The 26,543-nt window shown below is 44.6% G+C and carries 14 protein-coding genes and 1 tRNA gene; 11 read left to right on the top strand and 4 right to left on the bottom strand.

What is annotated here, in order from left to right:
• Positions 1 to 3: 3 nt before the first annotated feature.
• Positions 4 to 10,002 (bottom strand): VCBS domain-containing protein, encoded by a 9,999-nt coding sequence (locus CWO13_RS00155; protein ID WP_108082304.1) that lies wholly within the window; start codon positions 10,000 to 10,002, stop codon positions 4 to 6.
• A gap of 235 nt (positions 10,003 to 10,237) precedes the next feature.
• On the opposite strand from CWO13_RS00155, the gene CWO13_RS00150 reads away from it, so the two are divergent.
• The 6 genes from CWO13_RS00150 to CWO13_RS00125 all read left to right on the top strand — a co-directional run bounded on the left by CWO13_RS00150 (position 10,238) and on the right by CWO13_RS00125 (position 18,504).
• Complete coding sequence (locus tag CWO13_RS00150; RefSeq protein WP_108082303.1) at positions 10,238 to 10,807, top strand: hypothetical protein; 570 nt, start codon at positions 10,238 to 10,240, stop codon at positions 10,805 to 10,807.
• A 99-nt stretch (positions 10,808 to 10,906) separates the two neighbouring features.
• Positions 10,907 to 12,334 (top strand): TolC family protein, encoded by a 1,428-nt coding sequence (locus CWO13_RS00145; protein ID WP_108082607.1) that lies wholly within the window; start codon positions 10,907 to 10,909, stop codon positions 12,332 to 12,334.
• An 11-nt stretch (positions 12,335 to 12,345) separates the two neighbouring features.
• The gene (locus CWO13_RS00140) at positions 12,346 to 14,067 is read left to right on the top strand and encodes an efflux RND transporter periplasmic adaptor subunit (RefSeq protein WP_108082302.1); all 1,722 of its coding nucleotides are present in this window, start codon (positions 12,346 to 12,348) and stop codon (positions 14,065 to 14,067) included.
• Positions 14,064 to 17,207: an efflux RND transporter permease subunit gene (locus CWO13_RS00135; RefSeq protein ID WP_108082301.1), complete on the top strand. Its 3,144-nt coding sequence runs from the start codon at positions 14,064 to 14,066 to the stop codon at positions 17,205 to 17,207. Before CWO13_RS00140 ends, CWO13_RS00135 begins: the two co-directional genes overlap by 4 nt.
• 106 nt (positions 17,208 to 17,313) lie before the next feature.
• Positions 17,314 to 17,883 carry a copper-resistant cuproprotein CopI gene (gene copI / locus CWO13_RS00130; RefSeq protein WP_108082300.1) on the top strand — a complete coding sequence of 190 codons (570 nt, stop codon included), beginning with the start codon at positions 17,314 to 17,316 and terminating at the stop codon, positions 17,881 to 17,883.
• Between the two features lie 135 nt (positions 17,884 to 18,018).
• Positions 18,019 to 18,504, top strand: coding sequence for a hypothetical protein (locus CWO13_RS00125; protein WP_019825867.1), 486 nt, complete (start codon positions 18,019 to 18,021; stop codon positions 18,502 to 18,504).
• Positions 18,505 to 18,665: 161 nt separating this feature from the next.
• Here CWO13_RS00125 and CWO13_RS00120 read toward each other — a convergent pair whose 3' ends face one another.
• The 3 genes from CWO13_RS00120 to CWO13_RS00110 form a co-directional block, all read right to left on the bottom strand.
• Complete coding sequence (locus tag CWO13_RS00120) at positions 18,666 to 18,923, bottom strand: hypothetical protein (RefSeq protein WP_102433146.1); 258 nt, start codon at positions 18,921 to 18,923, stop codon at positions 18,666 to 18,668.
• 332 nt (positions 18,924 to 19,255) lie between these two features.
• Positions 19,256 to 19,330, bottom strand: a tRNA-Gly gene (locus tag CWO13_RS00115).
• A 453-nt stretch (positions 19,331 to 19,783) separates the two neighbouring features.
• Positions 19,784 to 20,599 (bottom strand): hypothetical protein, encoded by an 816-nt coding sequence (locus tag CWO13_RS00110; protein WP_102433145.1) that lies wholly within the window; start codon positions 20,597 to 20,599, stop codon positions 19,784 to 19,786.
• A 333-nt stretch (positions 20,600 to 20,932) separates the two neighbouring features.
• Between CWO13_RS00110 and CWO13_RS00105 the strand changes: the two genes are divergently transcribed.
• The 5 genes from CWO13_RS00105 to CWO13_RS00085 all read left to right on the top strand — a co-directional run bounded on the left by CWO13_RS00105 (position 20,933) and on the right by CWO13_RS00085 (position 26,450).
• On the top strand, positions 20,933 to 21,661 hold the full coding sequence (locus CWO13_RS00105) for a winged helix-turn-helix domain-containing protein (protein WP_107898941.1): 729 nt from the start codon (positions 20,933 to 20,935) through the stop codon (positions 21,659 to 21,661).
• A complete protein-coding gene (locus CWO13_RS00100; protein ID WP_108082299.1) occupies positions 21,646 to 22,119 on the top strand; it encodes a hypothetical protein in 474 nt (157 codons plus the stop codon). The genes CWO13_RS00105 and CWO13_RS00100 overlap by 16 nt, the downstream gene beginning before the upstream one ends.
• A 199-nt stretch (positions 22,120 to 22,318) precedes the next feature.
• Positions 22,319 to 23,941: an MFS transporter gene (locus tag CWO13_RS00095; protein ID WP_102433407.1), complete on the top strand. Its 1,623-nt coding sequence runs from the start codon at positions 22,319 to 22,321 to the stop codon at positions 23,939 to 23,941.
• A 201-nt stretch (positions 23,942 to 24,142) separates the two neighbouring features.
• Positions 24,143 to 25,777 carry an MFS transporter gene (locus CWO13_RS00090; RefSeq protein WP_108082298.1) on the top strand — a complete coding sequence of 545 codons (1,635 nt, stop codon included), beginning with the start codon at positions 24,143 to 24,145 and terminating at the stop codon, positions 25,775 to 25,777.
• Between the two features lie 253 nt (positions 25,778 to 26,030).
• Complete coding sequence (locus CWO13_RS00085) at positions 26,031 to 26,450, top strand: hypothetical protein (protein WP_102433405.1); 420 nt, start codon at positions 26,031 to 26,033, stop codon at positions 26,448 to 26,450.
• Positions 26,451 to 26,543 lie beyond the last annotated feature (93 nt).

Genomic DNA, 26,543 nt, shown 5'->3' with positions numbered 1-26,543 from the left:
CCATTAGTTATTTGGATCTATGTCTGGTAGTCCATCTACGTCGTTGTGATGATGGTGTTCATCATCTTGGTTATGGTTATTGGTTGTATCATGGTGTTCAAGTGCATCCGACATATCTAAATGCGCTTGATCGTAATCTACCGTATGTTGTTGGTCGACTTGTGCAAGCACGATGTCCATATCCGCTGGCTGATCGTGAACCGTTGTCGATGTCGCATCGGGGTTGATGCCTAGGGCATCCAGATAAGCGGCTGCACCATGATGACTGGTTTTCTGATCTGGTTCTTGATGGGTCTGCTGGGTTAAATCTAGATAAATGTCATCGCTTTGCGTGACCATAACATCCGACTGGGAAGTCATATCTGGTTCATCATGTTGAACTGGAGTTGGCGGCGGTGGAGCAGGGTGTGATGTATGGACGACAGGAGTGATCGTCATATCAACCACCTCGGTTCCAATTGTCAGCTTACCACTACCTCCTGGACCATGACTGAGTATCTGGATATTCACGTGGGCGACTACTTCATCTTGATTTGTCCCTTGCAGTGCCACTTCAAATTTATCTTCATGTTGACCGATACCTGAAGTGCTGCCATGTGGTCCGGTGTGAACTTGAGCTTGCTCTTGGTAATGCAATTGGCCTGTTTGAGGATCAATGGTTAAAGTTCCATATTGTCCTTGATGGCTTGTTACATACTGTCCATTCGGTAAATGGATTCGCCAACCGCTTTGTGCTGTTGGTACCGGAGTTAAAGATGGTAACAGTGGTGGTACCCCAAGTGTGCCAGACACTTGGTGGCTTCCTGATGGCGGTCTGACAATGATCGGTTCAGGAATAGCGCTTGCAGCAAAACCTTGGCTACCTGCGGTATTACCGTGTTCGTCAGTCATTGTTGCTTGTACATTAGAACCCGGGTGAACTTCAATTTGTATTCCGTGCTGTAGAGTATGAGCATCTAATACATGATCCTGACCGTTAACGACAAGATGCTCACCGATTTTGGCATCACCAGGAGGCGTAACGGTTGCTGTGATCGTGTTTGCCTGTCCTCGGGCGATTTCAGCTTTGCTGTATAAGTTGTCTGCCCCTGCGTTTTCAAAGGTAATCGTAGGAACGCTAACCTGTGTATCGACTTGGTAAGTAACATCTGCAGTGGCATGAGCGCTATTACCTGCGGTATCTGTTACCGCTACTGATGCCTCTATTTTTTGGTCAGCATCAGCAATGAGTTCACTGCCAGGGACGGCAATTGAATAGTGTCCTTTTGCATCGACCACGCCAGTATGCTGTGTCCCATTTACATCTAAAGTCACAATGTCGCCTGCATTATAATCGCCAGAAACGGATCCGGTGATGTCAATGGAGCTGTTGGATTCTTGAGCATTAACCACATTATCGGCAGTAATTGGGTCTGTTTGAATACCGACGTGTACTTGTGTATCTATGTGGACGGAAAGAAGCGAAGAGGTAGCCGGTAGCACTGACGAAGGGGCCAGTGTTTTGGCGGATAGATTATGATCGCCCTCCGATAAGCCGCTTACTGCAACACTATATTGGCCAGAAGCATCTGACACCGCGTGTCCAACCGGTGTTGAACCATCGTAAATCGTCACTTGTGAATACGGAATATCAGTATGTCCGGTAATCGTTGGGGTCGTGTCATTGGTCAGGTTGTCGGTGTTTGATGAACCAGAATCGCTTGTTGATGCAAGATCCAGAGTCACCGTATTCGTTGGCGCGACGTTAGTGCCTGAAGACAAGGTTGGTTGCGTCGCGGTTACCGTAGGTTGTTGAGGTACCGTCGTTGATATGACTAGACCACCCGTTGGTGACATGGTGACATGTCCCGAGGCATCAAAGGTGATGAATTTCGAATCTTCAGTATGGCCGTCGCTGACTTTTACTTCAAACACGTCCACACCATGATAGGAGTTGGTGGCAGAGTTATAACTCATTCCTGTGATAGACGTATTTGGTGTGTAGATGTAGTCACCAGTATTTGGATCGACGGACAGTGAACCGAATTGCCCCGCAGAACTCACGACAGAGAAGGTATGAGAGTCAGTAACATCCACATCAGTCTCTGTTAATGTACCTGTAGTCGATGATGCTTGGTTGACACCGAGAACCGGTGCATCGTTGGTTCCGGTTATCGTAACAGTCACCTCATGGGTAGCAGTACCATCTAAGGAAGTCACGATATGCCTTTCAACTAACTGTTCGCCACTTCCGAGCTGCTGAACGACTGAAGCATCCTTATCAATACTATACTTCCAATCGTGACCTGACACGGTAAAAATGCCACCATGGACTGTTGTCACCGTTTCAGCCTTGAGTTCCTCTTCAGAATGGATTGTCCCCTTATTATCAGCATCGCGAACTGTAACAAGGCCATAGGTTTCTAAATTATTATGATTGATGTCAATCGAGTTGTCTTCAGTTACAGCTGTGTGACTCATATTCCCCACTGCAGTTACGATTACATCCGTTATTGTGGCTTTGTCATTACTCCCATTAATCTGTATCTGAACCTGCTGAGGTGTACCGTCAATACCATGTACGGTAAAAATTTCAGTGATATGGTCTTGAGCTCCGAGCCTATTGAAAAAACCAATTTTGGAAGGTGCAGGCTCATAAAACCAACTTCCATCTTTATGGATTATTAAATGGCCATAAGCTCCTGTCAGAGTACTTTGTAGAAATTGATTGGCTTCGCCTCTATCAACATCATTACTTGTTAACTGTCCCTGAACTCTTTGAGGAAAATAAGTAGCATCATCATTATGAGGAATAATATGGTCTTCCGTTGAGACAACATAAGTGTCACCGCTAATTATCGCCGCATCATTTACCGCTGTTAACATAACAGAAGCTGAAGTAGACACCGAGCCACTGTGTCTATCAGTAACATCATAAGTGAAGTGCACTTGTCCGTTATAATTAGGGTCGGGGTTAAAGGTAAAACTGCCATCTGAATTTGATACCAAGCTACCGTGGTCTGCAGTCAAGTTTTCAACGTGTAACCAACCTCTATCGTTAGTATCAACATCTGTCGCATTAGCGATTAATTCAGCTTGTGTAATATGTATTGAAGTATCTTCCTTACCTGAAGGTAAAGAGACCTCACCACTAACGGTTGGTGCATCATTATTGCCATGTACAACAACCGATACGCTTTTCGATACATGGCTACCATCAGTAGATACTGCCTCAACTGTAAAGTGTTCCCAATACTCGTCACCGTCTCCTAATTTTGTAGCTTTACTTTGGTCAACGTCATAATGCCATTGTCCATCTGCACTTAGGTGGAACGTACCATACTGGCCATTAAGGCCTGCTGTTGGTGTTTGTGTCCAACTCACCGTATCGTGAAGGTCGACATCGTGGGCTATTACGTTGCCGGAAACTGAAGCACCTGTTTGGGCATTTTCTACGACATGGCCAAGTTCTGACTTGGAATCGATTATGATCCCATCCTCTGTGCCGTTTACCTTAACCGTAATAGGAAACTCAGTACCGTCGGTTGCTATTAGCTTTATAGATTCGGTTAATGATTCACCATGCTTTAATTCTTGAACGTGAACATTATAATTGTCGCCAATATAACTCCAAGAATGCTCACCTTTGTGAGATCCACTTGCGATAGTATGGAACTGGAATTTGCCATAGGGAGTCGTAACATCTAGGTCACTGCCTATATTCCATGTGTATTGTTTGCCTGCAAATTCGACAGTGACTTGAGTATTAGGGCTGTCTACATCAGTAACTTGTAGCGCTTGCCAATCTACAGCATCCATAATATGGGAATTCGTATAAACAAGAGTGGCTACATCTTCAGTTGCAACACCATGATCAATGCCAGAAATAATGGTTTTGTCATCGACTGCCGCAAGTGTCGTACTCGCTCCGGTATGCGTAACACCGCCGTGCGCATCTTTTACATCATAAGTGAAGTGAACCTGACCGTTATAATCCTTGGCAGGTGTGAAGGTGTACGTGCCGTCAGGGTTAAGATGAACGGAACCGTGATCAACATTCAAGTTAGCCACCGTCAATAAACCCACATCATTGTTGTCGATATCTATTGCATTGGCGAGCAGTTGCGAAGCGGTCAAGGTCATGCGTGTATCTTCAACGCCAGCAGGAAGCAGTGTTGCTTGTGTTACGACTGGGGCATCGTTTGTACCATGGATAGTGACTTCAATCGTGTGTTGGGTGCCATCACTTGAATGAATAAGCACCCGATCAACTAAACTCTCGCCATCGCCTAATACTTGGATATTGGGCTTAGTTGTATCAATGACATATTCCCAACTGCCATTTTTATCGATGCTTAACTTACCCCCCAGCTGGCTTTGATAAGGGGCCCATTCAGGCTGAGATGCTACTTTGATAAAGCTTTTAAAGTCAAAATGATCTTCACCTGTGTCTGGATCACTAATACTTAGCTGCCCTGTGGTATGAATCATATTTGGCAGCCAACTTACAGGTGTATATGGGTCGATATCTTCGGTCACACTACCGGTGTCGGTACCTGTTATTACAGCTACATCATCCACAGCATTTACCGTGAGTATCATTCCCGATAGTGCGGCTTTTCCCGTACCAGTATCTATCGCTTGTGCATTATGATTATCCATAATTGCATAGGTAAAGGTGACCTGCCCATTGAAGTCTTTTTCTGGCGTGTATATAACACTCTTACCATCAGGTGACAAAACAGCAGTTCCATGATCGACATGCAATTGCTCAAGATGCAATGTATCACCATGGTCAATATCTTTCGCTGACATAAAACGATCCACGGAGATGGTTATGGCTTTATCTTCATCTGTTGTGATAGGAGATGGTCCGCCACTTAGATTACCGTAGCCAGAAAAGAGCAGTTCTGGGTTGTCATTTGTTCCATGAAGGGTAATCGTAATGAGCTGTTTGGTTCCATCTACTGTTGAAACTTCATAGACAATATCCTTTGTCTCTCCTTCTGCCATATGTTGGACTAAATAATTATTTACACCATAATGCCAAGCGCCACTGGGAGAGAGAATAAGCCCATCGTGATTTGTATTGTAGGGGTCATCAATCTTTGTTACAGAGGTAAAGTGAGCCTCTCCACCATCTGGGTCCACCACAGTTAAATGGCCCTGAACAGTCAGTTGAGCTAGGTGTGGAGTAAGATGGTCTTCAGTAATATCTCCAACATGTTGTCCACCAATTAACGCTTTATCGGCTACACCTTGCAGGTTCATATTTGCACCAGCAGCAGTTACCCCACCATGTGCATCTTTCACATCATAAGTGAAGTGAACCTGACCGTTATAATCCTTGGCAGGTGTGAAGGTGTAAGTTCCGTCATGATTGTCGCGGATAGAACCATGGTTCGAATGAAGGTTAGCGATAGAAAGCATGCCTGCATCGTTGTTATCTACATCAATGGTATTCGAAAGAAGTTCTTTCGTTGTGAGTGTTTGCGAAGTGTCTTCTTTGCCAGAGTTGAGTTGTACTTCTGAAGAGCAGTAAGGTCTATCATTGTCTCCATGAATAGTAATTACGATGTCGTGAGTTGTGCCATCTTTAGATTGTATAGTGATGGTGTCGGTTAAAGTTTGCCCTTCACCAAGTTGATCTATAGTGGTGCCAATCGTTGTTTTTTTATTACCAACCCAATCACTACTTCCCACTGTTACATCGTAATGCCAAGTTCCATCACTGTTTAATAATAAGTGGCCATATTGGCCATGGTAGGAGTTATTCCAAGCGCCGCCTTTAGGGTCAAATTGGGCTTCACCACTATCAGGATCAACTATATCCAACTTGCCATCAGCAGTTATTGCATCTTGCCCTAGTTTCGCCATGCCAGGATGAGCATAGTCTGGTGACCTATCGCCATAACTGCCATGTCCTTCATCGACATCACCTGTGCTAACACCGCTGATCGTCGCAGAGTTATTGGCACCTGTTATTGTGATCGAAAGGTTTTGGGTGCTGCTAGCGTGGTGTTCATCGGTCAAGGTTACAGGAATTGTGAGTGTTTTTGTTGCTCCCGATGCTAACGACAGGTAGGTGGCATGACTGGGGTCGAAACTGTAGCTACCATCAGGGTTAAGAACTAAGCCATCAACCTGCGGTGCGCTGTAAGTCAATGTCGCACCTGTATCAATGTCGTGCCCAACCATTTTTCCATTTAAGAGGCTACCTCCTTCAACAACGGAGTGAGATTGCGCATTGATGACAGGGGCATCGTTAGTGCCGTTAATCGTCACTTTGATCGTTGACGTTGTGCCATCAATAGACGATACAGTGAAGGTCTCTTCGACTTTATCGCCGACGTTCAATTGATTAAACGCGTTGTTGGCAGTGAACGTCCAATGACCATTGGCATCAATAGTCAGGTCGCCGTTGGTGCCTGAAATAGAATCCGGCGTGAACGCATTATCTGGATTATCCACGTCGGTGCTGGTTAGGGTGCCTGATGTGGTTACCGCTTTGTCGGTTTCATTGATGGCAACGGTCGCACTGCTGACAGTAGCGGCGTCGTTAGTGCCGTTAATCGTCACTTTGACCGTTGACGTTGTGCCATCAATAGACGATACAGTGAAGGTCTCTTCGACCTTATCGCCGACGTTCAATTGATTAAACGCGCTGTTGGCGGTGAACACCCAATGCCCATTAGCATCAATAGTTAGGTCGCCATTAGCTCCAACAATGGAGTCTGGCGTAAACGTGTTGTCTGGGTTGTCTACATCGGTACTGGTTAGTGTTCCTGAAGTAGTTAGCGCTTTGTCAGTTTCATCGATAGCAACGGTCGCACTGCTGACAGTAGCTGCATCGTTGGTGCCATTAATCGTCACTTTGATGGTCGAGGGTGTGCCATCAACAGACGACACCGTGAAGGTTTCTTCGACCTTATCGCCAACGTTTAGTTGATTAAACGCACTGTTCGCGGTGAACGCCCAATGACCATTGGCATCAATAGTCAGGTCACCGTTGGTGCCAGTAATCGAATCGGGTGTGAAAGTGTTATCTGGATTATCTACGTCGGTACTGGTTAGTGTTCCTGAAGTAGTTAGCGCTTTGTCAGTTTCATCGATGGTAACGGTCGCACTGCTGACAGTAGCGGCGTCGTTAGTGCCGTTAATCGTCACTTTGACCGTTGACGTTGTGCCATCAATAGACGATACAGTGAAGGTCTCTTCGACTTTATCGCCGACGTTTAACTGATTAAACGCGCTGCTCGCGGTGAACACCCAATGCCCATTAGCATCGATAGTCAGGTCACCGTTGGTGCCTGAAATAGAATACGGCGTAAACGTATTATCTGGATTATCCACGTCGGTACTGGCCAGCGTTCCTGATGTCGTTACTGCTTTGTCAGTTTCATCCACAGTGACCGTTGCGGTACTGACCGTCGCTGTATCGTTAGTGCCGTTAATCGTCACTTTGATAGTGGACGGTGTGCCATCAACAGACGAGACAGTGAAGGTTTCTTCTACTTTATCGCCGACGTTTAATTGGTTAAACGCGTTGCTTGCTGTGAACACCCAGTGCCCGTTGGCATCAATAGTAAGGTCACCGTTGGTGCCGGAAATGGAACCCGGTGTGAAGGCATTATCTGGGTTATCCAAATCTGTACTGGTTAGCGTGCCTGACGTGGTTACCGCTTTGTCAGTTTCATCAATCGAGACGGTCGCACTGCTGACAGTAGCTGCGTCATTAGTACCATTAATCGTGACTTTTATGGTCGAGGGTGTGCCATCAAAGGACGACACAGTAAAGGTTTCTTCGACTTTATCGCCGACATTCAATTGGTTAAACGCGCTGTTGGCGGTGAATGTCCAATGGCCATTGGCATCAATGGTGAGATCACCATTAGATCCAACAATGGAGTCTGGCGTAAATGTGTTATCTGGATTGTCAACATCGGTACTAGTCAATGTTCCTGAAGTAGTTACCGCTTTGTCGGTTTCATTGATAGCAACGGTCGCACTGCTGACAGTAGCTTTGTCATTAGTGCCATTTACTGTGATAGTCACTTGATGCGGCGTGCCATCAGCAGAATGAACGGTGATGGTGTCGGTAGCGGTTGCTCCGTTGCCCAAAGCTTGAACGTTAGGATTTGTATTATCAAGATCGTACGTCCAAGAACCAGTATCAGTCAGATGAAGCGTACCAAACGAGCCTACGATATCGGTGTTGGAGAAGTGTGCCTCGCCAGTATCCACATCCGTTACCGCAAGTGTGCCCGAGGTCTGAAGTTGGGACTCTTCGGTTACCAAGCCGGTACTGGTTCCGCTTATCACGGCTTTATCATTGGTGCCGTTAACGGTAATAGTGATTTGATGGGGAGTGCCGTCAGCGGAGTGGATGGTTATGATGTCTGTTGTCGCAGACCCTTTACCAAGAGCCTGAACTTGTGGATTTTTATTATCTAGATCGTAGGTCCAATCGCCATTGTCTTTAAGGTGTAAAGTACCCAGTGTCCCCTTGAGGTCGGAATTAGAAAAATGTGCCTCTTTTGAGTCGATATCGGTGATGTTGAGTTGGCCCGAAACCGTTAGGTCTTTATCTTCAGTAACTTGGCTCGAGCCATTACTTCTCCCGATAGCGAAAAACGAACTTGGTGAATTTGCTGTACTACTCGTGATTACCGCATGGTCGTTGGTGCCATTAATCGTAACCGTAACTTGATGTGCTGTGCCATCGGCAGAGTGAACAGTGACGATGTCTGTCGCAGTTGAACCTTGGCCAAGCCCTTGAACTACAGGGTTATTGTTATCTAAATCGTATGTCCATGCACCGTCTTTTGTGATGCTTAGCGTACCGAAATTACTAGTCACTTGTGAGGCTTGAAAGTGGTCTTCTCCAAGATCAGAGTCCGTTACTGAAAGCTGCCCTTGAACTTGTGTCGTTAAATCTTCAGTTACTGTGCCAGCATCCACACCTGTGATAACGGCGTTGTCGTCGTTCCCACCAATCGTCATGTCGATGGTTTGCGGTGTGCCGTCTTTGGTGTGAATAGTGAAGCTTTCGTGCAATGAAGTGGCTGCGGTTAACGCTTGAACATTCGAAAGAGAGTTATCAACTTGATACTGCCAGTGTCCATTAGCATCGATAGTTAATGAACCATATTTACCTGAGATAACTTCTGGCGTAACCGAACTTTCACTTTGGTCAGGGTCAACGACGTCAATTTTACCGTTCGCATGCAGTAAACCTTGTGAATCTATATTGTGGTCTTCGGTAACGACGCCGGTTAAATCTCCGGAAATACTTGGTGTGTCTTGCCTACCCGCTACTGGTATCTGAACAACGATGCTCGAGCCATTAGATAGATGTAACGCAAAATGGTCAGTACCTTGTTGGTGCTGATTCAACAGGATGTATTGAGGAGAATTCGGATTAAGTACAAACGTGTATTGCCCACTCGCATCCACATGAAGCTCTCCGTAGGTACCTTTTATGATTTCTGGCATAAAGGTAACGGGTAAAGCGGGCGTCGTAGGCGTATTCGAATCAGTCGGCTGACCGTTACTCCCTGAGGAGATAGTCGGCATCGATACCGAAGGAATGTAATGGACTTGCGGGTGAGAAAGCGTCGATAAATGATGAGAAGGAACCAAGTGAGAGCTCGAACCATGGGCGGCATGACTTGCACTTAAGGTTGAGTTTACGTCGTTGTCACTAGTCTGAGCTTCTTGGAGAGCAACCGCTGATGAGTCCGCCTTGCTATGGTCATCGGTGACATCTTTTTCGGTCACGTTATTTGCGGTTACTTGATCTGCAGCACCGCTGGGATTGTCTATAGTCTCGGCAGCTGCGTGTTTAGCCAATGATGGCAAAATCATCATGAGTGATTGAAAAAGTGGGATATTAACTTTTAGGTGTGAATGCAGTCTGAGCTTCTTTTTTTTTGTTGGTTTCTGTTGTTCTAGCTCGTTACTTTTCTTATTTTTGGTTTCTGTATTTTTCTTGTTGGTTTCGACGTTTTTTTTGTTAGCCATCTTTATCATCCGTGAATCGTGGTTGCACTATCTTAAGTAAAATACACAGATCGAGGTTTCGCTAGCTAATTGGATAATTTTTAAAGAAAATTTCCTCAAATCAAACAATTCTCTCAATTTAATGCAAAAAGGTAATTGAACCTTTTCTGGTCTATCATTCAAATGTACAAAGAATTATATTGACCTTACCCTAAGGGTAACGTTTATAGTTGCGGTGTAAATTCAAAGGTAAGCTATGACAAACACATTCCGAAAAACTTGGATTATTGTTTTCAGCATCATTGCGATGTTGATGTCTAGCTATGCCTCAAGCTCTTCAGCCATGATGGCTAATATCATGGCAACGCAGATGATGTCGAATAAGTCTATCTGCCAGCACAACGATTCGCCGAGCGTTCCTGATGCCGCAAATCAATTTGCTGCCGGTTGCCATGTGACCGTTACCGATTCAGACATGAGCGATCATGTTCATGCAAGCACGCCGAATGGCGACCAGTCTGTTCATGGAGCTCACTCTGCCCATGATGACCACGCTATTTATGTTGAGCTGTCTGCTGATGACAAGATGGCTTCGCATCAAGAATTAATGGATGCTCACGGTGAGCATGTGATGGGCAACAACTGTTGTGGCGGTTCGGATTCTACTCATAGCTGTTGCTATTCTGTTTGTTCTACCGCATCACACACAATTCAGGCGCTTCAAGCCAACTACCAAATTTCCTCTTCATTCGCACCTCATCATTCTGTGACTATTGGTCAAAAAGTGACTCGTGCACAATCTTTGTTACGCCCACCTTCCGCATAAATCTATATCTAAAAATACAGCTCTATCAGTGAGATAAATCTGATAAGTCATTCTTTTTTATGCGCTAATTAGCGCTAGATATGGACATTCATTGTGAATATAAAACCAACAACCTCTGTGTTTGTAATGAACACGAGCTTAGTGGTCGCTGCTGCCTTAATTTCAAGCTCTGCTTTTATTTCAGGTAGTGCTTTGGCTGCGGCTCCTGTTTCTACACAAGTTGATCAGCAAAGCTCGTCACAGCAACTCAATACACTGATTGAGATTGCTTTAAGCGAAGATGGAAATCGCAAACAGTACTTTGCTCAGTCTCAAGCGATGCGAGAAACGGGCATTGCGAGCGCAACCTTAATGGATCCGAAATTGAAAGTCGGATTTGGCGGACTGCCAGTCGATAGCTTCCAGTTTGATGAAGACCCGATGACCAATATTTCGGTCGGTCTAATGCAGCAGTTTGAGCGTGGCGATACGCTTAACCTCCAACAGAAAAAGGCAGGCCAGCAGGCTGATGCTTTAGCTTTGCAGGTGCAAGCAAGAGAATTGACGGTTGCGAATAGCATGACGCAGCTTTGGCTTGAGTTAGGTTATCAGCAAGTCGCTGAAGGTGTGATGCGTGAAAATCGACGCTTGTTAGTTGAGCTAGAAAACTATGTGCAGACCAATTACTCGATTGGTAAAAGTGAAGCGCAAGATCTGCTTAATGCTCAGCTTCAAGTGAGCAAGCTTGATGAGAAACTACAGGCAAACCAGCAGGTTCAGCGCCGTTTAATCTCTCAGCTTTCTGAATGGTTGGGTTCTGATTGGCTAGGCTCTCAGGTTCTTGATTCTCAGGGAACACTGAGTGCAACTAACCAAATCGATTGGTCGTTGTTGGAAAGCAAATTAGCGACCAATATCGATTCAACTAAGCACTACCAGCTATTGACTGACCATCCTTTGGTTAAGATCTCCGATGTCAGTATTTCCTCCAATCAAACTCAGGTTGAGTTAGCCGAGCAAGCTTATACCCCGCAGTTTGGGGTGGAAGTGATGTATGCCCACCGACAAGCGAACAACATGGCTGGCGAACCTGCTTCTGATCTTGTGAGCGCTTATCTAACAGTCGATATCCCTCTGTTTACAGGGAACCGACAAGACAAGAATTTGTCTGCGGCGCAGTACCAAGTTGGCGCAGCTAAATCTCAAAAAGACACCTTACTTTCCCAAATGAACGCGCAAGTGAACGCCTTGCTGGTGGACAGATCAAACCTGAACCAGCGATTAGAACGCTATCAAACGTCCTTGCTTCCTCAAACCGCAGCACGAATCAGCGCGGTTGAAAGGGGCTATCAAAACAACACCGCCCAATTTAACGATGTTATTGCAGCAACGGCAGACGAGCTTGCTCTGAAACTAGAGCAACAGCGTTTGATCACCGACCTCAACATCGTTAACAGCAAGCTAGCCGCGTTAGTCAGTGGTTTTGAATACCAAGTAAACCAACCACAACTCAACTCAAGCGCAACTAAACACACAGCCAATCAATAAGGGAATAGACAATGAGTTCAGTAAAAGTAGCAACAATCGCTTTATTGGTCGGTGGTGCATTGGGTTTTGGTGTGAACCATTTTCTAATTAATCCAGCACACGACATGTCAGCAATGGCAACTAGCACAGAAACCAGTGACGAACCTTTGTATTGGGTTGCGCCAATGGACCCAAACTATCAGCGTGATAAACCGGGTCAGTCACCTATGGGGATGGATTTAATCCCTGTTTATGCCGATGACTTAAGTGGTGGTTCAGACAAAGCAGGAACTGTGTTTATCGATCCGTCGGTAGAAAACAATCTTGGTGTCAAAACCGCACAAGTCACGAGAGAAGCGCTATCACCACGCATTGAAACGGTTGGCTACGTGGAATTTGATGAAAGTGCGCTATGGCAAACCAACGTCCGCGTTTCTGGTTGGGTGGAAAAACTCTCCATCAACGCAGTGGGTGAGAAGGTAAACAAAGGTGATGTGCTTTTCACACTCTATTCACCAGAGCTTGTTAAAGCACAAGAAGAGTTGATCAGTGCTTATAAAACGGGTCGTAAAGGTTTGATCAAGGGTTCGACTGAACGCTTAATTACCTTGGGTGTTGATAAGACTCAAATCCGCGCTATTACGCGCAAAGGCAAAGCCTCGCAAACCATTGAAGTCAAAGCGCCAGCCGATGGTGTCATCGCAAGTCTGAATATCCGAGAAGGTGGTTACCTTTCACCTGCACAAGCGGTGATCAGTGCTGGTCCTCTAGGCGAAGTATGGGTTGATGCCGAAGTGTTTGAACGCCAAGCACACTGGATCTCGTCGGGCAGTAATGCAGAGATGACACTGGATGCGATTCCCGGTAAGGAGTGGCAGGGCAATGTTGATTATGTTTATCCAATCCTAGATCCGAAAACTCGAACTTTACGCGTTCGTTTGAAGTTCTCGAATCCTAATGGCGAACTCAAACCGAACATGTTCGCCAATATTGCGTTGAAGCCAATCAGTGATGATGCCGTACTTACCATACCAAGATCATCGGTTATCCATTCAGGTGGAATGACTCGAGTGGTGTTGTCCGAAGGTGAGGGAAAATACCGTTCAGCACGCATTGAAGTAGGGCGTGAAGCTGGCGAGAAGATCGAGGTGTTGCAAGGGCTTGAACAAGGTGAACATATTGTCACCTCTGCGCACTTCATGTTGGATTCTGAATCTAGCCAATCCGCTGATTTGTCGCGAATCAATGGCGTTGAAGAGCAAGCCGAAACAGTTTGGGCAAAAGGTGAAATTGCAGATGTGATGCAAGGCAGTCGTATGGCGACCATCAATCACCAACCTGTACCTGAATGGGATTGGCCGGGCATGGTGATGAATTTTACCTTCTCAGAAGGCTTAGATATGGCTGACGTGAAGCGTGGGCAAGTCGTTGATTTTGAAATGATGAAAACAGAGTCAGGTCAGTATGAAGTCGTTGATTATAAGGTCAGCGAGCATCAAATGGCGGGCGAAGTGTGGGTGAAGGGAGACATCACAATGCTGATGGCAGACTTCGGAATGATCACGGTAAATCACAAGCCAGTGCCTGAATGGGATTGGAAAGCGGGCGAAATGAACTTCCAAGTCAGTGATGACCTCGATTTATCCGAGTTTGCCGAGGGTCAAAGTGTTCGGTTTCTAATTGTGAAGCAAGGTTCGGATTATGTGCTCAAGTCTCTCGAATCGACGAATAGCACGGGTGAGGGCGAACTATGATCAATGCAATTATTCGCTGGTCTATTAGCAACCGCTTCTTAGTGCTGGTTGCCACTGTAGCCATCGTATTTGGCGGCTTATACAGCGTTAAAAATACACCGGTCGATGCCATTCCTGATTTGTCAGACGTTCAGGTGATCATCAAAACCAGTTATCCGGGGCAAGCGCCACAAGTGGTCGAGGATCAGGTGACTTACCCATTGACCACCGCCATGTTAGCTGTGCCAGGAGCTGAAACGGTTCGTGGCTACTCGTTCTTTGGTGATTCCTATGTCTATATCATCTTTAATGACGATACTGATATGTACTGGGCGCGTTCACGAGTGTTGGAGTACTTAAGCCAAGTTGCACCTAACTTGCCATCGAGTGCTAAGCCAACACTAGGGCCGGATGCAACCGGTGTGGGCTGGGTTTACAGCTACGTGTTGCAAGACAAAACTGGTCAGCACGACTTGGCCGAACTTCGAAGTTTGCAAGATTGGTTCTTAAAGTATGAATTGCAAACCGTAGAAGGCGTGTCTGAAGTGGCGACCGTTGGCGGCATGGTGAAGCAGTACCAAGTACAGATTGAACCTGCCAAGTTACGTGCTTACGACCTAACGCTTCAACAAGTCAACAAGGCAATCCAAGATGGTAATCAAGAAACCGGTGCGTCTGTGGTCGAAATTGCCGAAGCCGAACATATGGTTCGTACGACCGGCTACCTCACAAGCATAGAAGATATCCAATCTCTGCCATTAAAAGTAACCGACAAAGGCACGCCGCTGCTACTGGGCGACATTGCTGACATTAATCTTGGCCCGCAAATGCGACGTGGTATCTCTGAACTTAATGGTGAGGGCGAAGCGGTTGGCGGCGTTATCGTGATGCGCTTTGGTGAAAATGCCAGTGAAGTGATCGACTCGGTGAAATCCAAACTCGCTGAGCTGCAAGCCGGCTTACCTGATGGTGTCGAGATTGTCGCGACTTATGACCGCTCTACTTTGATTGATTCTGCGGTTGAAAACCTTTGGAAGAAGCTAGCTGAAGAGTTCATCGTGGTCGCCGTGGTGTGTGCGCTGTTCTTGTTCCATATCCGCTCGTCGTTGGTTATCGCACTAAGTCTACCTGTCGGAATCTTGGGTGCATTCATCGTCATGCATTGGCAGGGCATCAACGCCAACATCATGTCTCTTGGCGGAATAGCGATTGCGATTGGCGCCATGGTGGATGGTGCCATCGTGATGATCGAGAACGTTCATAAACACATTGAACGGACTCCGCTCACTGACAAAAACCGTTGGCAGGTGATTGGTAAGGCAGCAGAAGAAGTTGGCGCACCGCTGTTCTTCTCTCTGATTATCATTACCTTGAGCTTTGTGCCTGTGTTCGCGTTAGAAGGCCAAGAGGGCAAGATGTTCTCGCCACTTGCGTTTACCAAGACGTATGCAATGGCGGCAGCGGCGGGTTTGGCTATCACGCTTGTGCCTGTGCTAATGGGTTACTTCATTCGCGGCAACGTGCTACCTGAACACAAAAACCCAGTAAACCGTAGCCTAGTGGCGATGTACAAACCGCTTCTGAACCTCAGCCTAAAATATCCCAAGGTGATGATTGTTATCGCACTTGGCTTAATGGCGTCTGCTTATTACCCAACCAGTAAGCTTGGTAGCGAGTTCATTCCTCCTTTGGACGAAGGGGATTTGATGTACATGCCAACCACGTATCCGGGCATCTCAATAGGTAAGGCTCGTGAGTTGTTGCAACAAACTAACAAGCTCATCAAAACCATCCCAGAAGTCGAAACCACGTGGGGCAAAATTGGTCGAGCAGAGACTGCAACCGATCCTGCACCGTTAACCATGATTGAAACCGTAATTCAGCTTAAACCACGAGACGAGTGGCGTGACGGCGTCACTACGGAGTCTCTGCGTAAAGAGTTCGATGATCTGATTCAGTTCCCAGGTTTGACCAATGCGTGGGTTATGCCAATCAAAACCCGTATTGATATGTTAGCGACTGGTATCAAAACCCCAATTGGGATCAAAATCGCTGGCCCGGAGCTTAGCGTGATTGAAGATATTGGTTCGCAACTTGAACCCATCCTCAACAAGGTTAGTGGCACTGCTTCGGTATATGCCGAACGTGTTGCGGGTGGTCGTTATGTGACGATAGACATTAAACGACGCTCTGCTGCGCGATATGGCTTGAGCATTAAAGAAGTGCAACAGGTTATCTCGACTGCGATCGGAGGAATGAACGTGGGTGAAACCGTAGAAGGTCTAGAGCGGTATCCAATCAACGTTCGTTACCCACAAAGCTATCGTGATTCTGTTGTTAAGTTGCAGAACCTGCCGTTAGTGACACCAAACGGTGCGCGTATCGCCCTCTCGGATGTCGCGGATATTCGTTACGAAGACGGGCCTCCAATGATTAAGACGGAGAACGCTCGTCCTAATGGCTGGGTGTTTGTTGATATCGAAGGGCGTGATCTTGGTTCTTACGTGGCAGAGGCGCAAAAGATAGTCACCGATCAAATCGTCTTGCCTGCTGGCTATTCACTGGCATGGTCTGGTCAATATGAATACATGGAGCGTGCGAAGGAGCGTTTGAGTGTCGTTGTGCCAATCACCATCGCCATCATTATGTTGTTGCTCTACCTAAGCTTCCGCCGTGTCGGTGAGGTGATGATGATCATGCTGACATTGCCACTCGCTATGGTTGGTGGTCTATGGCTGATGCATCTCCTCAATTACAACTTCTCGATTGCGGTAGGTGTGGGCTTCATCGCTCTTGCCGGAGTCGCCGTTGAGATAGGAGTGATCATGTTGGTCTACCTAAACCAAGCATGGCACTACAAAAAGCTCGATGCAGAGCAGAACCAACAAACAATTCAACAAGCTGACCTCACTGATGCCATCCGTGAGGGGGCAGGGCTGCGTGTACGCCCTGTGATGATGACGGTTCTCACTGTGATCATTGGTCTCATTCCAATTATGTATGGCGAGGGAACGGGGTCTGAAGTGATGCAGCGAATTGCCGCGCCGATGATAGGCGGTATGGCATCTGCACTACTACTTACCCTACTGGTGTTGCCTGCAATCTTTAAGCTTTGGAAACAGCATGAGATTACGCATAGCCAAAACGAGATAAACAAATAACGTACTGATTATTAGCCCTTACTTACTATCACAGAGTGAGTAAGGGCGCATTACACGAATATCAAAAACTAACGAATTAAAAACTGAATTATTCTAAGGAACGACCATGAAAAAGACACTTATTGCGATTGTACTGACGTTAACTACTGCAACGGCTTTTGCTGAAATGGACCACTCAAATATGAACCACTCAAATATGGATCACTCGATGATGAAGAGTGGAGAGATGGATCATTCCCAAATGGACCACAGCATGATGGAGGATGGAAAGATGGACCATTCAATGATGAATATGGAAGGCATGTCTGAAGTCGGTATGCCTGCGACAGGCGCAAAGCCGGATAAGGTGGTTCATGTTCTACTAAGTGACGATATGAAAATCACATTTAAGAACAAGGTTGAAATTGAGCCGAACGACGTGGTGCAGTTCGTTGTGATGAACACAGGCAAGATTGATCATGAATTCTCGATTGGTTCTGCATCAGAGCAATTAGAGCACCGTGAAATGATGAAAAACATGGGTAATCACGCTCATGACTCAGGCAGTACAGTGACGGTAAAGCCCGGTAAAGCGAAGCAATTGCTATGGCATTTTCATGGCGACAACAACGTAGAGTTTGCGTGCAATATCCCAGGTCATGCTGAAGCGGGTATGCTGAAAAAAATTGAGTTGTAGTATCGATTAATAAAGCGCACCAGACTTATATTGATTAGTTTGGTGCGTTTTCTTGTTTTTCTCGTATTAGACGATTAAGTTTAATAGGTAAATAGAAAAAATTTTTAGTTAGAACAAGTAAGTAGGAGTTTAAGGATGAACAAAACAGTACTCGTCGTTGCCGTATCAAGTGCTTTACTATCATGGTCTAATTACAGCATTGCTGCTAAACCTGAGTGGGCTGGTAAAGGTAAGCCCAATTTAGAAGAAGTCAAAACGTTCGCTGAGGCAAAAAAAGTTGAAGGCGAAATTAACGATCGTGAGAAGCAGCTTGATTCAATGATCGAAGAGAAAAAGAAGAAAGCCAAAAAAAGTAAGAATAAAAAAGATAAGCAGAAGCTAGATAAAGAGCTCGACGATTTGGAAGACGAGAAAGAAGCCCTCGAAGAGAGTAAAGAGAAGCTCAAGGATAAGAAAGAAAAGCTTAAAGATGATATGGATAATGACGAAGAAAAGTCGGGATTAGAAAAGCAGAAAGAAAAGAAAGCGGAACAAGAGCGTAAAGAAGAAGGAAAAGGGTCAGAAAAAGGCCAACAGCAGCGTGAAGAAAACAGCAAAAAGTGGTGGAACTTTTGGGAGTAATGCGAGGGCCTTACATCACCTATTCATTTCAACCAATCAGAACAGCTTTGTGTGACCGCTAAGTCATTGATTAAATACTGTGTTCAGTTAAAGATAAGCCTCAACCTGCCCAGGAATACATGAACTAACTTGGATTGGCTGAGGCTTATCTGTAGCTAGAATCACTGTAGCAAGATAGAAGTTTCAAGCAAGTGGTGTGCTTCACCGCTTAGGTGCGGCAGCTCTGCCATGATCTTTCTAAACTTGTCGTCGATTGATTCTGCTTCATTCAGTGATCGAAAAGCCATTACAGCTTGTTCAGGTTCGCTGTTCACATAACCTTTCAACGTATCTAGCTGAATTTTATTGGCATTCTCAACTTTTGCTAGCGCGACATTGATTGCTTCGATGCTAATCGTTAACTCATTGCTTTTAAACATTTTTTATTATTTATGGGTTATTGCTAATGCGCGCACATTAACACAATGATTTTGGCAGATATTGACCAAGATTATTAAATTGGAACAATTTTGAAAATCATTGAAAGTTGCTCTGCAATGTGTGATTTGGACAAGTGTAAAAATGTGAAACGATTTAAGGCGTTAATAGCTATGAATAGTCGATAGGGGCATAACCAATGTAAGTCAACGCAATATAGGTTTAATAGATATAGGTTTAAACGATATCGATGAAGATGGCTTAATGTACAGAGGGATTTTCTTGGGGAGCGGGTTGCTGAAAGAGATACACATAATAAAACTGGAGGAAGAGTTGGAGCGTGCAGCGGGAATCGAACCCGCATCATCAGCTTGGAAGGCTGAGGTAATAGCCATTATACGATGCACGCACATCGTGAAGACTGAACTAATATGCCATAATTAAAGCAAAAGAAAAGCATTAACTCATGCTTGGCGAGCTATTTGCATGACTTTTGTGCTATTTGTTTGATATCTACACAGTGGGCAAGGGCATCTTTAACAAAAGCTATAAAACGAAACACTATCGCCAATAGAAATACACCAGCTCAATAAGGTTTAACTTATTGTAACCCTACTAAAAAATAGCCATTTTTGCTGCCAAAGTATCCTTCTAACGAATATATAAAGATTTATCATTAGCTCGCGCGGCTTATGCTTTAAATGGTGCGCTATGTTTAAAAAAAGGGGGACAGTTTTATAACCTCAATCCACTTAAAGGGGATTTATAGTGTCCATTGCAATCAAAACCAAGATTATTGCTTGAAATACCGCTTCAGTGAATGCAAAAAGGCTCACCATTTAGAGAGCCCTTTTTCGTGGTACTACATATAGTAGCTATAAGTAAGCTTTAACTCTGTACCTTGACGGTTATGACCAAAGCTTTGCTCTGTGTCATCAAAGTACTCTGTGTAAGTTAACTTACCCCAGTGACGACGGTTACTGTTTAATGGCATTTGCAATACAGTATCCATTTGTAATTGGTTTACTGTGCCAACCGTACCGCCAAGATCTAAGCTGCTAAATTGTGGGTTGAGTTGAATGTGAGTGCCATTTTCATGCAGATAGATAGAGTTTAAGAAATTAAACTGTACCCCATATGTCATTTTATCCACTAGACCAATATTGCTGTAATCTTTGTTATTTTGACCTACCGCAGCGGCGATGATTGGGAATGATAACCAGTTTTTAAACGGTGTGTTCATGCGGATCAAGCCGCCTACGGCAAACAAACGATCAGAAGTTGCATTGGTAAAGCTAGATTCAATGTAGTCAAACGACATACCTAGCATAGGCGCATTGGCCCAATCAGTTCGCGTTACTTCGAAGTAACGAGCTCGAACCTGAGATAGGTTAAAATCCTCGCTTCCTACTTTACCATTGTCTTGCCCTGTCACAGTCAACGAGCCTAGGAATAGGTTTTCATTGTCTTTTGCGCCGGAAATCTGACCTTGCAGTTGAAGAAAGTCATTATCAGCTTCACCAAAACTTTGTTTACCATAAGTTGCACTTACAACTGAAGATACTTTTGTGTGATCGCCTGGATCGGGTGCATTTTCTTCAGTCGCATCTTGTGCGTTGGCAAAAGCAGATAATGGAAGCAATAAAGTGAGTAGTGGTAATTTCTTCGTTATTGGCATAGTAAAACCTGTTAGTTATTCAATTCAAGAATTTCACTATCACCTTAAGTAAATGTTTCGCCCACGAATAACCAAATAAAAAAAGATAAAATGATAAAAAGTAAGTATATTAATTAACTTGTTGTTTAATAATGGATAATTACCCTAATCTTACTTGGTGGGGTTCACATATCCGCTATCCTTTTCTTACTCTACCAAGAGAATAATTTATAATTTATAATTTATTTATTAAATGGTTAATCAAACCAATAGTTAGTTTGTTGTAGATCAAAATAATTTATCATTAATTAACAGTACTATTTCCTGTAATTTCTATGACCTAGAGGCCTCGGTATGACACAACCCTTTCTTGAACCGCCCATTTATCAAGTGGCAGGACTGCAATACTCTCCCACCTCCGGAGCCATCAAGAATGAAGAAGGTAAAGTGATTCGTCTACGGGCGCGTGAGGCCAATTTATTTACGGCATTAATTGACTCTTTCCCCGATATTTTGTCGCGTCAATCGATTGAAGAGCAACTTTGGAAAGGTTCTTATGCGACTAATGCAACCATTAACCAAACCATTAAAGCGCTACGTTTTTCCCTCGATGATGATCAACGCTCTTTAATTCGTACCATTCCCAAACAAGGTTATGTGCTTTCCAGTAAGCCATATATCCTTGAGTCTCACACTGCTCATCATATGGCGGGGGCGAAAGAGCCGGCTCCTGGTATTGTGCCTGACAGTACCGCTAACTCTTCAGAGTCAGTAACCTTGACTGACACACCTCAGAACAGCAAAGCATTAGGTTGGAGAACTTTTTTCTCAGGCAACGAGTTAATCGGTATCGGCGTAATAAGCCTATTACTATTCACACTCGGATACCTCGGCATATTCAGCCCGTCATTCGAGCGCATTAGCTATAAGGCTGGTGAACATTGGTTGTTATTTGATGCTACAAGCGAAGAAATCAATTCACTGAACCTCAGTGATGACACCCCATCCATTATTATGAAAAACGACAGTAATTATCGAATTTGTCATGTTGAAGAGGGGATAACGGTATGCAAAAATCAATAATCAAACGCGCTATTGCTGTGATGCTACCGGTTGTTGCTCTAACTATTGGCCATTATCTTCATGATCCAATCAAAGCACATAACCAACAGTTTGAAGGGGTATGGACGGGCCAATCTGTCATTCAATTTGATCAGCACACGATTGATAGCTTCGCAACCATGGTGGTTGATAAGGACAACATCCGTTTATCTATCAATAATAAAAGTGGCAACAGTAATTATGCTTTCGATGCCAAACTTGAACTGCACTATACCGACAAACAATATAATCGATTGCAATTAGTCGATAGAGAAGTCACCGGCTTGGAGCGATTTGAGCAAGAAACAGGTATTCGAGTTCCGGTTTCTGGCACCCTAATCGAGCTCAATGGCTGGCGACTAGAAGAGGATGAGATCTTTTTCAATTTCAATTCGCTTGGTGAAGATAGCATTTCATATGTGGTAAAAAGAAAGCGCTAACACACCACCCCAAGCAATGCTAAGTTTATGATATATAGAGTTTTATATATTTTTTCATCGCCATATTATTTTTTTTATTTCAAGAATACTTTTTTTTGTTGGATGAGTCGGTTCTTCGCACGGTTTAATGGTTGTGTTCAAAACTATTTGAAAAAACAACCTCCGAGCAACGGCTCTACAACAAATGAAGGTATCCCCAATGACGGTATCAGTTTCAACTAATCCAGCAGAAGAAAAAGTTGGCATGGCCAAGTGGTTTCCGCTTCTGGTTCTTCTTGCAGCTCAATTCTCAACCATGGCAGACAACACAGGTCTTTCTATTTCAACAGAAGCACTGATCGCTCTTCACGGTGCGACCATGCCTCAGATTCAAATGGCTAATGCTATGTATCCTCTAATTGCGGGTGCTGGTATGATTGCTGGTGGCCTTATTGGCCTAATCATTGGTTGGAAACGACAAATGATCATCGGTGCAGGTATCTTATCGCTTGCCTCATTTGCAGCTGCATTTGCTCCAAACATGGAAGTTTTGAACTATGGTGCTCGCGTTGGTTCTGGTCTAGGTGCATGTCTACTTATTCCTGCAGTTCTAGCTAATGTCGCTGGTATCTATAAGGGTAAAGATCAAGCGATTGCCTTCTCTGCTATCGCTGCTCTAGTTGGCTTGGCAAGTGCTTTAACTCCGCTTATCTTTGGCTTCATCCTTGATGTCGCTAGCTTTGGCGTTGCCTTCGCTGGTCTTGGTGTCTACTGTGCATTAGTTATGTTCGGTAGCATGAAGTTACCTGAGCTTCCAAAAGCCACGTTCAAAGGTAAGTTTGATATCGTTGGTGTATTACTTGCGGGTACTGGTCTACTGTGTTTTGTTACTGGTCTGCTAAAAATTGCAGAATGGGGTCTCGTTGCACCACTGACTGATTTCACTGTTGCTGGTATATCTCCGGCTCTACCTATGTGTCTTGTGGGTGGCATACTGCTAAAAGTATTGATGGTATGGGAACGTCGTTTTGAAGCTGCTGGTAACACGCCACTTCTCCCTCGCTCATATGTTGAAAACCCACAAGTGGTTGTTGGTCTAGTACTTTGTGCCACTATCTTCTTGCTCTTTGGTGCTACGGGCTTCATTAATGTCTCGTACATGCAGTTAGTTGCTGGCATGAGTGCATTCGCATCAGGCATGGCATTGTGTGCATTTGCTTTAGGTATGATGATCGGTTCTCTTGGTGCACCCGCCAAATTGGGCAACTTATCTTGTCAACGTATCTGTCAATTAGGCTTCATCATTGCAGCTTTAGGTACTGCATTAATGTTCTTAGGCTTTACTAAAGACGGCATTACATTCTGGCAATACATCTCACTACTCGTATTTGGTATTGGCGCAGGTTTACTAGCTTCTCAGGCTTCTATTGTTGTGACTTCAGCGCTTAGTGAGCAAGAAGCAATGCAATCAGGTGGTATCCAAGCAACCTCTCGTAACATTGGCCAGGCGTTCGGTGTAGCGATTCTTGGTACGGTAATGCTGTTCTCCCTAACAGGTGAAATCAAGAAGGGCGTTATGGACCACGACGCTATTTCAGCAGAAACCAAGCAGATGATTGTTGACACACCGTCATTACCATTCGTGTCAAATGATATGGCACTTGAGCTTATGGTAAGCGCAGAAGTTCCGGCACAAGAGCAACACACTGTTGTCGCTGTAATGGCAGATTCTCGCCTAACATCGGTTCAATATGCACTTTATACTCTCATTGCCTTAATGATGGGCGGCTTAGCTCTTTGTTCTAAATTACCAACTCGTTCGTTAATGGCTAACTCAGACTAAATTTAAAAGCCCCAACTCAGGTTGGGGCTTTTTCGTAGACACTTAAATGTCGGTATATCGACATCGGTAAAGTGAACTTACTGATGTTTACTCTTTAATCAACTATGGAGCCAACACCCTCTTTACGTTTATGCACCAAATACTGATTTTCAGCACAGGTGCAATCAATCAGTAGTTCACCAAGCAAAAAGAACAATAATTATGACAAATTCTATTACTGCCTCTCAAAAGCGTCTCCTATTCATTCTTTGTATTGCTCAATTTTCTATCTCGGCTGATATAGCCAACTTATCTATCGCAACAGCTACGTTAGTCACCCACTTTCAAACAGACATTAGTGCCATTAAAACCTTGGGGACAATTCAGCCTCTAGTTGGCGCAGCGTTAATGTTACCCGCAGGCCTTATTGGGCTATTTATCGGTTGGCGTATCATGCTCATCACCGGGGCTTTTATTGGTTTAGCCGCTTCTATCTTATTTATTCTTGCTCCTAATGTAGCTTTTGTCACCTACTTGGCTCGGCCACTGACAGGCATATCATCAGCACTGCTTTTACCTGCTATTCTAGCTCTAGTCTCTGCCCGATTTCCTGGTAAATCTCGTGCACTAGCGTTTGGTGTGTTAGCGGCTTCCGGTGGACTATCTGCCGCCGTCGTGCCGATGAGCAGTGGTTTGCTAATGGACCATTTTGCTTGGTATCTACCCCTGACATTTATCAGTGCCTTTTACCTCATTACCAGTTGGTTTGCTATTAAAGGAATCCCGCCAGTGGAGAATCCGCGTCCGAGCTCATTTGATTTTATTGGGGCGCTGCTAAGCTCATCGGGCATCGTTTTGGTGGTGCTGGCACTGGTCAAAGCACCCAGTTGGGGCCTATTAAGCGCCAACAGCAACGCTGATATTCCTACTTGGTTTACCGGCCTTACGTCATTAAGCCCTTCCTTGGCCGTTATAGCATTAGGGCTAATGTCACTATTTGCCTTTTATTTTCAACAGCGACAACGAGAAGCCCAGCAAAAAACAGCTTTATTACCGATTAGCTGGCTGAAAAATCGCCAGTGTCGAGCTGGTTTTCTGCTTCTTACCTTCATGTATATGATTTTAGGGGGTGTGAGTTTTATCATCATAACCTATCTCCAAGTTGCCATTTCATTAAGCTCTTCGCACTCAGGTTTTATTATTCTTCTGTTCTCCATTTGCATGATCGCGTTTTCAGTTATTACACCTTTGGTGTTTAAATCACTAAAGGCAAAGACCTTATGTTTAACGGCATTTATCGGTCTGGCTAGCTCTGCAGTTATTTTATTTTTTTCTAGTCAATCTCATCATATTTTGTCGCCTTTTTATCTAGGTATGCTGCTCACGGGTTCTTCAATGGGGATACTTGCATCACAATGTCCGGCCATCATCACCAATGCGCTTGGTGAAACCGATGCCGCTCAGTCGAGTGGTTTACAAGCCACCATCCGAAATATGGGTTTAGTGCTCGGGATTTGCTTGATTGGCGGGACACAGCAATGGGCACTAGAGCATACGGTCAGGCAGCACAGTGAACAATCGAAACAGATCTTTCCGGACCACTTTATCAGCCAGATCGAGCAAAGTCCGACCCTACCTTATTTAGACGATATTAGAATTGCCAATCTCTCTGATACTTATGGTATGGATCATCAGCAGCATGCGACCTTATTAACTCTTAATGCCCATTCTCGGCTAACCAGTTTTCAAAACGCTTTGATGATGGTGATTTTTCTTTCAGCATTAGGAGTGCTAACCAGTTATCGCTTATCTGTACCCGCTACACAGCAAGGCAAATTAAAGGGGGAGAGTGGCTAATAAACACATATTAATAGTCGTAACTTTAGAACTAACAATACGCGAGCTTGTGGTGTAACTATTTGAATTTATTGAAATAGAGTGGTGATATAAATTAAAAAAAAACCTAAAAAGTAGGAAAAACCCATTTCTATTTTCTCCGCATTTTTTATTGATTGGCTTGTTTATACAATTGCCATATCGACAATTAGGGCAGCGGAATATCAGACCTGTTGCCAACCCTATAATTTGATAATTGATTGAGAGATGCATTATGAAAATGGTTAAAGAAATGGCGGCATGCAGTGTTATTGGTACTGTGGTGATGGTAGGTTATGGAGTAGCTTGGGACTGGGTCACCGTAGAGAGTATTGGCATGGGCGCTATTTCTGCCCTTATCATGGCGGTGATTGTGAAGCTATCAGTGGCGTTTGAAAAAATGACTTCAGAATTTTGTTTAAAACAACGCTCATTAGCTAAGCCAAAGCGTGTGTTCACTTCGTGGTTGATTCTTGTTGGTTCAAAAGTCGCAGCAATGGGTGCTATTGTGATTATGTTTGGTGAGCAAGTGCAGTTTAGCGGACCGGCCAGTGGTGTTGTGGCATTCTACCTTACCATCATGTCAATTCTTCTCATTGAAGCAGTTATCGGTAAGGCATTCAATAAACGCAATGCTGAAGCGGTTATAAGCTAACGAGCCTATTATCTGAATTGCTTGACTAATACCAATCGTAGTAAATAACTGGTCACCCTCGCTTGTTAAAAACCTCGATAACTTCGTTAGAAT

This window comes from Vibrio sp. ZF 223 (genome assembly GCF_003050585.1).
Lineage (GTDB): Bacteria > Pseudomonadota > Gammaproteobacteria > Enterobacterales > Vibrionaceae > Vibrio > Vibrio crassostreae.
This window is presented reverse-complemented; position numbering and strand designations above follow the sequence as displayed.